Origin of the sequence: Aestuariivirga sp., assembly GCF_044239095.1 — a bacterium.
Classification (GTDB): Bacteria; Pseudomonadota; Alphaproteobacteria; order Rhizobiales; family Aestuariivirgaceae; genus Aestuariivirga.
This window is the reverse complement of record NZ_JBIICB010000182.1, coordinates 1-8744: the sequence shown is the minus strand read 5'-3', so window position 1 is coordinate 8744 and position 8744 is coordinate 1. Positions and strand designations below refer to the sequence as shown.

The window sequence follows — 8744 nt, the reverse complement described above, 5'->3', positions numbered from 1 at the left end:
GTGAGCCTGGCCCGTGGGCACGGTGAAGGCCGAGGGAATGGTGAAGATCTTCGCCCCCGCCTGGGCCAGCGCCCGGTAGAGATGGGGAAAGCGCATGTCGTAGCAGATCGTCAGCCCCACGGGGCCGATGCCCGTTTCCGCCAGCACGGCGCGGCTGCCGCCTTCATAGCTGTGGGATTCGCGCAGGCTCTCGCCCGTGGGCAGGTCAACATCGAAGAGGTGGATCTTGTCATAGCGCGCGGCAAGCGAGCCGTCCGGCGCGAAGAGCAGCGAACGGTTCAGCAGCCTGCCGCCCTGCCCCTGCAAGGCGAGCGAGCCGATATTGAGCCAGAGGCCCAACTCCTTCGCGAGGGCTGAGAAGGCGGCGGCACTCGCATCCTCAGCCTCCGGCCGTGCCAGCGCCTTGAGGCGCGGGCGGTCCGGCTCCAGGATGTTCGTCATCTCAGGTGTCAAGACGAAGTCCGCACCCTGAGCCTTGGCCTCACGGATCATGTCCACCGCATCCCGAAGGTTCCGGGCCATGTCTGTCCCGGAGCGCATCTGGACGAGGGCGGCGCGCATCACTGCTGGGAGAGAAGCGGGTCGAGCTCGCCGCGGCGGTCGAGCTCATGCATGTCGTCGGAGCCGCCGACATGCGTCTCGCCGATGAAGATCTGCGGCACGGTGCGGCGGCCGTTGGCGCGGATCATCATCTGCTGGCGCAGGCCTGCGTCCTGCACGTCGATTTCCTCGAAGGCGACGCCCTTCTTCTTCAGCAGCGCCTTGGCGGCGTGGCAGTAGGGGCAATGGGGCGTCGTGTAGATCGTGATGGGGGGATGCGTCGTCATGATGGCGTCAAATATGAGGCTTTGCCGGAGCGGGGACAAGAGCGAAGCTGAGCAGGCTGACCCGGGCTGCGCCGGCCTTCTTCAGAGCCTGCGTGCAGGCCTCCGCTGTGGCCCCCGTGGTGCGCACGTCGTCAACCAGCAGCACGCATTTGCCCGAAACGGCGGCAAGGCCCTCCGGCCGAAGCTGGAAGGCGCCCTTGACGTTGCTGCGGCGCTCCGCCTGATCGAGGCCGACCTGGGCGCGTGTGCGGCGGACGCGGATAAGGACGTCATGCCGCCAGGGCGTGGCTGAGATGCGCGAGAGCTGCTGGGCCAGAAAGGCCGACTGGTTGAAGCGCCGCTGCCAGAGCCGGAACCGGTGCAGCGGCACGGGCAGGATGACGTCTGCCTCCGCGAGGAGCCTTCTGCCGGCGCGCGCCATCATGCGGGCCATCAGAAGTCCTGCCTCCTGCCGGTCCTGATATTTGAGGGCGTGCACCAGCCTGCCGGAGGTCTCGTCGAAGATCACGGCAGCGCGGGACCTGTCCCATAGCGGCGGGTCCGACAGGGCGGCGGCCGACAGCGCCCCCTCGCCCTGGTCATAGGCGAAGGGCGTTCCCAGCGCATCGCAGACCGGCTCATCGAGGTGCTGGAGGGCGGACCAGCAGGCAAGGCAGAGGCTGGCAGGCTCGCCCACCCCTGCCCCACAGCCAAGGCACAGGCTGGGCGCCACCAGATCCACCATGCCGCGCCAGAGGCGGGCGGGAAGGGCCGCGAGGGGGAGTTCCATGACGCAAGGTTAGCATGGGATGCCAGAACCGTGGATTCGGAATCCTGTTTGGTCTAGAGAATGATCCGCAAAAGTGGAAACCACTTTTGCGATAAGATCATGCTCAAGCCATTGAACTTGCGCGAGTTCTTTTCGACCAGGTGATTCCACCTGGTCGGAACGCGCGCTAACAGCCACACGAAACACATTCTTCCGGAGCACCCATGAGCTTTTCGCGCGCCGACCTGGACCGTCTCTCCCACATCATGGCGGAGGCCGCCGAAACCGAGATCATGCCGCGCTTCCGCAGGCTCGAGGATGGCGGCATCCGTGAGAAGACCGGCGCCCTCGACCTGGTGACGGACGCTGACGAGCAGGCTGAATGGCGCATGCGCGATGCCTGCGCCAAGGCCTTTCCCCATGCGCTGTTCGTGGGCGAGGAATCGGTGGCGCGCGACCAGACCCTGCTGGCCAAGATCAGGCACGCGGAGCTCGCCATCATCGTCGACCCCGTGGACGGCACGTCCAACTTCGCCTGGGGCCTGCCGCTGTTCGGGGTGATGGCGGGTGTGGTCTCGAAGGGTGAGACCGTGGCGGGGCTGATCTATGACCCGGTGGGCCGAGACTGGCACAAGGGGCTGAAGGGCCACGGCGCCTGGGGCGAGAGCGTCAACGGCCACACGCGTGACCTTCGCGTGGCGAAGCCGGACGTGCTCTCGGAGATGACGGGGCTTTCCTCCTGGTACCTGATGCCGGAACCGCAGCGCTCGCGAACGGTGGCCAACCTCGCCAGGACCAAGGCCTGCTTCAACTACCGCTGTGCGGCCTATGAATACCGCCTGATCGCCGAGGGCCTCGTGCACTTCACGCTGCATTACAAGCTGATGCCGTGGGACCATGCGGCGGGGGTGCTGATCCACCAGGAGGCGGGCGGCTATTCGGCACTGCTCGACGGCACGCCCTATGACGCAACGAAGCATGACGGCGGCATCATCTCCGCCCCCGACCGCGCCACTTACGAACTCGTGAAGCGCGAGCTGGTTGGCTGATGAGCGGCCCTGCCCCGCTGTTCGACCGCGCGCTGGGGCTCGCCCGCGCCGCAAGGAAGCGGAAGGCGGAACCCAACATCCTGACCGCGACCATCGCGGAGGAACTCGCAGAGCGCCTCGCCTTCGTCAACCGGCGCTTCGAGCTGGCTTGCCTGATTGCCGCCGAACCCCATGTGATTGCGGCGCGCCTGGAGGACAGCGGACAGGTGAAGCGCGCCGAGATGCGGCTGCCTGCGGCGGGCGATGATCTCGAACTGCCGCAGGCGCGCTATGACGCCATCTTCAGCGTGCTGGACCTGCAGACCGTCAACGACGTGCCGGGCGCGCTGATCCAGTTGCGCCGCGCACTGAAGCCCGACGGCTTCCTGCTCGCCTGCCTTTTCGCGGGCGATACGCTGATGGAGCTGCGCCAGTCTTGGCTCGCCGCCGAGACGGCGGTGATGGGCGGCGTCTCACCCCGCGTGGCGCCGATGATCGATGTGCGTGAGCTGGGCGGATTGCTTCAGCGGGCAGGACTTGCCCTGCCGGTGGCCGACCTTGACCGCACCATCGTGCGCTATGCCGATGCGGTGGCGCTGATCCACGAGATCCGCGAGTTGGGCCTCTCCAACATGCTTATTGGACGTTCACGCACGCCGGTGAGCCGGCGGCTGATGGTGGCGGCCGTCAACCACTACCAGCAGCATTTCGCCGACGCCGACGGCCGCATCCGCACGACCGTGGAAGTCGCCTGGCTCACCGGCTGGGCCCCGCATGAGAGCCAGCAGCAGCCGCTGAAGCCGGGGAGTGCGAAGGCAAGGCTGGCGGATGCGCTGAAGGTGGATGAGAAGAAGGTTTAGAGCCAGGCCGGGCGGATAGACCCCCTCACCCTGCCCTCTCCCCCGGAGGGGGAGAGGAATGAGAAAAGTTTTTCAACACATTCTTCCTCTCCCCCACCGGAGGAGAGGGCGGGGTGAGGGGGTGCGCTGAAAAAACCGAGGCCCGTCATTCCGGCGAAAGCCGGGATGACGGAAATATTCCTATTGCGGTCGTCTTACAGCAGATCAATCAGATGCGGGATCAGCGGCACGTCCGCGGGCGGCATGGGGTAGTCGCGGAGCTTCAGGGGGCGGACCCAGGTGAGTTCCTGGCCTTCAGCGCCGGTGACCTGGCCCTGCCAGCGGCGGCAGACGTAAAGTGGCATGAGGAGGTGGAAATCCTCGTAAGCATGGCTGGCGAAGGTCAAGGGGGCGAGGCAGGATTCGGCGACGTCGATGCCGAGTTCTTCCTTCAGTTCACGGATCAATGCGGCCTCTGGGCGTTCGCCCGCTTCGACCTTGCCGCCGGGAAATTCCCACAACCCGCCCAGCTGCTTGTGCGCGGGGCGCTTGGAGAGCAGCACGCGGCCGTCCTTGTCGATCAAGGCCACGGCGGCGACGAGGACGATTTTCATGTCAGCTGCGGTAGGAGCCGTTGATGTCGATATAGCGGTGGGTCAAGTCGCAGGTCCAGACCGTGCAGGCCCCTTTGCCGACGCCGACATCCGCCTCGATCACGATATGGCGGCCCTTCATGTGCGGCATGATCTCCGCCTCCTTGTAGGAAGGGTCACGCATGCCGTTCTTCGCGACGGTTATGCCGCCGATGCGGATCCTGAGCTTGTCGCGGATCGCCTTCTCCCCGGCCTTGCCGATGGCCATGACGATGCGGCCCCAGTTGGCGTCCTCGCCCGCGATTGCCGTTTTCACCAGCGGCGAGTTGGCAATCGACATGGCGATGCGGTGCGCGGCCTTGGGCGTCTCAGCCCCGGTGACGGTGATCTCGATGAATTTCTCCGCCCCTTCGCCGTCCTTGGCCACTTGCTGGGCCAGGTCCATGCAGAGGCCATCAAGCGCCTTGGCGAAGCCTTTCAGGCGCGCATCCTCCGCCGAGCGCAGCCCGGTGAGTGCACCGCCTGCAGCACCGGTGGCGAAGAGCAGCACGGTATCGGACGTCGACGTGTCGCCATCGACCGTGATGCAGTTGAAGGTGCGGTCCACCGACTTGGTCAGCAGCTTCTGCAGGATCTTGGGCGGCAGGGCGGCATCGGTGAAGATGAAGACCAGCATGGTCGCCATGTCGGGTGCGATCATGCCCGAGCCCTTGGCGATGCCGTTGATGGTGACGGTCTTGCCGCCGAGCTTGACCTTGACGGTGGACGCCTTGGGGAAGGTGTCCGTCGTCATGATGGCCTTGGCGGCCATGGTCCACTGGTCCGGGCGCGCTTGCGCCGCGAGCTGCGGCAGGGCGTTGGTGATGAAGGAGGGGTTCAGCGGCTCGCCGATGACGCCGGTGGAGGCCTGGAAGATTTCCGCGGGCTTGGCAGCGAGCGTCTTGCCCGCGGCCTTGGCGACGGCAGTGACGGTGGCCACCCCTGCCTTGCCGGTAAAGGCATTGGCGTTGCCGGCATTGATGACGACGGCGCGGGCCGTGCCACCTGCGAGCGACTTGACGCACCAGTCAACAGGCGCCGAGCGGGATTTGGAGCGGGTGAAGCAGCCCGCCACCGTGGTGCCGGGCTCCAGGACGGCGAGAAGCACGTCCGGCCGGTTCTTGTAGCGGATGCCTGTTTCCGCCGCCGCCAGCCTGACGCCGGCGATGGCTGGAAGTTCGGGAAACGCTGCTGGCGCCAGCGGCGAAACCTGATGTGCCATGGAAAGCCCCCTCAATCCGATCCGGACGTTGCCGGACGCCGTCTTATTCCACGGGAAGCTGCAGGTCGCCCTTGCCGCCGGTATCCGCATCGGCCGGAGCCGCCTCGCCGCCGCCACCGGTGAGCACGCCGCCGCCCTGGTCGAGCGTCTTCTGCTGCTTGTCCTGGAAGGCCTTGGCGGCCTTGGCGGCATCCTCGGCGTATTTCTTGAGGTCCTCGTCGAGGATCTCGACCTTGGAGGCGGCGCGGACCTTCTCCATGGTCTCACCCACCTTGCGGCGGAGGAGGACGTTGCGGATGGCGGACTTCACCTGGTCATAGGGCTGGGCGGCGCCCTGCTTCCTGTCCTCGAGCCTGATGATGTGCCAGCCGAAATCGGTCTTGACGGGCTGCGAGGTCTCTCCCGCCTTCAGGGCGAAGGCGGCCTTGGAGAATTCGGGCACCATCTCCGGCTGGGTGAAGTAGCCGAGGTCCCCACCGTAATCCTTGGAGCCGTCGAGGCTGAACTGCTTGGCCAGATCCTCGAACTTCTCGCCCTTGGCAAGACGGGCGACAATGTCTTCGGCTTCCTTCTCGGTGCCGACCAGAATATGGCGCGCGCGCACCCGCTCCGTCTGCTGGAGTTTGGCGGACTCTTCCTCATAGACCTTGCGGATTTCCTCTTCCGTCACCTGCGGGCGGATCGTCTGGAAGAAATAGGCATCACGCAGCGCCTTGGCCTGATAGAGCGCCAGGCGGCGCTTGTATTCATCGGTGTCGGCAATGCCTTCCTTGACCGCCAGCTGTGCCAGCAGGTGCCGCTCAATCAGATACTCGACGACGAAGGGATAGCGCACCTTTGGCGGCAGGTCGGGCAACTGGCCCATGATGTCGTCCGTCGCCATCTGGACCTCCGAGACGCGGATCTCGTGGCCGTTCACGATGGCGATGACCTTGTCTTCCTTCGGCGGGTCTTCCTGTGCCGAAGCGGGCGAGACCAGCGCCAGGCCCATCAGGGCTGAAGCCGCGCAAGTATAGAGAAACTTTCGAGAAAACGACATAAAGTCCACCGTTCCAAAGCCATGGCCCGCCCGCCGGGCTACCGGGCGCAGTTCTTTGTCTTCCAAAGAAGGCAAGAATAAGCCCCGGCTTCACCCGTGAGGCAGCCGAAAATCGTGCCGCACATTGGTCTTAATGCGCTACGCATGCAAGTGGGCGTAGCAGAGATTCGCCTGCCTGTTGCCGGGATGCAACAGATTGAAATCGCGTGGCCTTGGCCCTATCTGGACCACGCGCCGCAGATAAATCTTGGCGGCTGATTGCCCCGGAACGGCAAGTTGACTAGAAAGCGCCACGAGCGCCGGGCGGAAGGCCGCCCCCGAAGGATAGGAATAACATGTTGGGATTGAGCGGTTTCGCCGCAAAGATTTTCGGCTCGAGCAATGACCGGAAGGTCGCGAAGTATCGCAGCCGGGTCACCGAGATCAACGCCCTGGAGCCGGAGCTCGCCGCCCTGTCCGACGAGGCGCTGCGCGCCAGGACCCTGATGTTCCGGGATGAATTCAAGGCCGGCAAGAGCCTGGACGACCTGCTGGTGCCCGCCTTCGCCACGGTGCGCGAGGCCGCCAAGCGCACCCTCGGGCAGCGCCACTTCGATGTGCAGCTGATCGGCGGCATGGTGCTGCACGATGGCCGCATCGCAGAGATGCGGACCGGCGAAGGCAAGACGCTGGTGGCAACACTGCCGGTCTATCTCAACGCCATCGCCGGCAACGGCGTGCATGTGGTGACCGTCAACGACTACCTTGCCCGCCGCGACGCTGGCTGGATGGGCGAGATCTACGGCTTCCTTGGCCTCAGCACCGGGGTCATCGTGCACGGCCTGTCCGACGGCGAACGCCGCGAGGCCTATGCCGCGGACGTCACCTACGCCACCAACAACGAGCTGGGCTTCGATTACCTTCGCGACAACATGAAGTATCAACTGGCGGAGATGGTGCAGCGCGGGCACAACTTCGCCATCGTCGACGAAGTGGACTCGATCCTGATCGACGAGGCGAGAACGCCGCTCATCATCTCGGGGCCCGTCGACGACAAGTCCGAACTCTACATTGCCGTCAACCAGTTCATCCCGGCCCTCACGCCGGAGGACTTCGAACTCGACGAGAAGCAGCGCTCTGTCACGCTGACCGAGCACGGCAACGAGCATCTGGAGCAGGTGCTGGGCGAGGCCGGCATGCTGCGCGGCACAAATCTCTATGACGCCGAGAACGTGACCATCGTGCACCACGTGCAGCAGGCGCTGCGCGCCCACAAGCTGTTCCAGCGCGACAAGGACTATATCGTCAAGGACAACCAGGTCGTCATCATCGACGAGTTCACCGGCCGCATGATGCCGGGCCGGCGCTATTCCGAAGGCCTGCACCAGGCGCTGGAAGCCAAGGAGCACGTGGCGATCCAGCCGGAGAACGTCACCCTCGCCTCGATCACCTTCCAGAACTACTTCCGCCTTTACGGCAAGCTTGCAGGCATGACCGGCACGGCGGCGACCGAGGCCGAGGAGTTCATGGACATCTACAACCTCGATGTGCTGGACATTCCCACCAACGTGACCGTGGCCCGCATCGACGAGGACGACCAGGTCTACCGTACCGCCATGGAAAAATATAACGCGATCATCGAGACCATCGATGAGGCGCGCGGGCGCGGCCAGCCGGTGCTGGTTGGCACGACGTCGATCGAGAAGTCAGAACTGCTCGCAGGCATGCTGAAGGCGAAGGGCGTGCCGCACAGTGTGCTGAACGCACGCTACCACGAGCAGGAAGCAGCAATCGTGGCGCAGGCGGGCGTGCCGGGCGCGGTGACGATCGCCACCAACATGGCCGGCCGTGGCACCGACATCAAGCTCGGCGGCAACCTCGAGATGCGCGCCGCCATCGAACTGGCCGGCATGCCGAAGGGCCCAGAGCGCGACCAGCGCATCGAGGCCATCAAGGCGGAGATCGAAGTCAACAAGCAGAAGGTGCTGGACGCCGGCGGCCTGTTCGTCATCGGCACGGAGCGCCACGAGAGCCGCCGCATCGACAACCAGCTGCGCGGCCGCTCCGGCCGCCAGGGCGACCCGGGGCGCTCGCTGTTCTACCTCTCGCTCGAGGATGACCTGATGCGCATCTTCGGATCCGAGCGGCTGAACTCGATGCTGAAAATGAGCGGCCTCAAGGAGGGCGAGGCAATCGTCCACCCGTGGATCAACAAGGCGCTGGAGAAGGCCCAGCAGAAGGTTGAGGCCAGAAACTTCGACATCCGCAAGAACCTGCTCAAGTTCGACAACGTGATGAACGACCAGCGCAAGGTCATCTTCGACCAGCGCATCGGCATCATGAAGGGCGAGGAGATTGCCGATACCATCGACGACATGCGCCACACCACCATCGAAGACCTGGTGACGAAGCACATTCCGCCCAACTCAT

The 8744-nt window shown here is 65.0% G+C and carries 9 protein-coding genes; 3 read left to right on the top strand and 6 right to left on the bottom strand.

Annotation, left to right across the window (positions count from 1 at the left end):
• From ACILRA_RS15400 to ACILRA_RS15390, 3 genes are all read right to left on the bottom strand, one after another.
• Positions 1-561, bottom strand: a 561-nt coding sequence (locus tag ACILRA_RS15400; RefSeq protein WP_395662964.1) for a nitrilase-related carbon-nitrogen hydrolase, incomplete at its 3' end; no start/stop codon positions are given.
• Positions 561-827 (bottom strand): glutaredoxin 3, encoded by a 267-nt coding sequence (gene grxC, locus ACILRA_RS15395; RefSeq protein ID WP_395662963.1) that lies wholly within the window; start codon positions 825-827, stop codon positions 561-563. The genes ACILRA_RS15400 and grxC, both read right to left, overlap by 1 nt.
• Positions 828-834: 7 nt before the next feature.
• Entirely contained in the window at positions 835-1596 is a 762-nt protein-coding gene (locus ACILRA_RS15390; protein ID WP_395662962.1) for a ComF family protein, read from the bottom strand.
• Between the two features lie 203 nt (positions 1597-1799).
• Between ACILRA_RS15390 and ACILRA_RS15385 the strand changes: the two genes are divergently transcribed.
• Positions 1800-2624 (top strand): inositol monophosphatase family protein, encoded by an 825-nt coding sequence (locus ACILRA_RS15385; protein ID WP_395662961.1) that lies wholly within the window; start codon positions 1800-1802, stop codon positions 2622-2624.
• A complete protein-coding gene (locus ACILRA_RS15380) occupies positions 2624-3463 on the top strand; it encodes a methyltransferase domain-containing protein (RefSeq protein ID WP_395662960.1) in 840 nt (279 codons plus the stop codon). Before ACILRA_RS15385 ends, ACILRA_RS15380 begins: the two co-directional genes overlap by 1 nt.
• 194 nt (positions 3464-3657) lie before the next feature.
• On the opposite strand, the gene mutT is transcribed toward ACILRA_RS15380, so the two are convergent.
• The 3 genes from mutT to ACILRA_RS15365 are packed head-to-tail and all read right to left on the bottom strand — an operon-like array spanning position 3658 to position 6335.
• On the bottom strand, positions 3658-4056 hold the full coding sequence (gene mutT, locus ACILRA_RS15375) for an 8-oxo-dGTP diphosphatase MutT (RefSeq protein WP_395662959.1): 399 nt from the start codon (positions 4054-4056) through the stop codon (positions 3658-3660).
• 1 nt (position 4057) lies between these two features.
• Positions 4058-5296: a bifunctional glutamate N-acetyltransferase/amino-acid acetyltransferase ArgJ gene (gene argJ, locus ACILRA_RS15370; protein WP_395662958.1), complete on the bottom strand. Its 1239-nt coding sequence runs from the start codon at positions 5294-5296 to the stop codon at positions 4058-4060.
• A 43-nt stretch (positions 5297-5339) separates the two neighbouring features.
• The gene (locus tag ACILRA_RS15365) at positions 5340-6335 is read right to left on the bottom strand and encodes a peptidylprolyl isomerase (RefSeq protein ID WP_395662957.1); all 996 of its coding nucleotides are present in this window, start codon (positions 6333-6335) and stop codon (positions 5340-5342) included.
• Positions 6336-6670: 335 nt separating this feature from the next.
• On the opposite strand from ACILRA_RS15365, the gene secA reads away from it, so the two are divergent.
• Positions 6671-8744: preprotein translocase subunit SecA (gene secA, locus ACILRA_RS15360; RefSeq protein WP_395662956.1), on the top strand; the 2074-nt coding region annotated here is incomplete at its 3' end.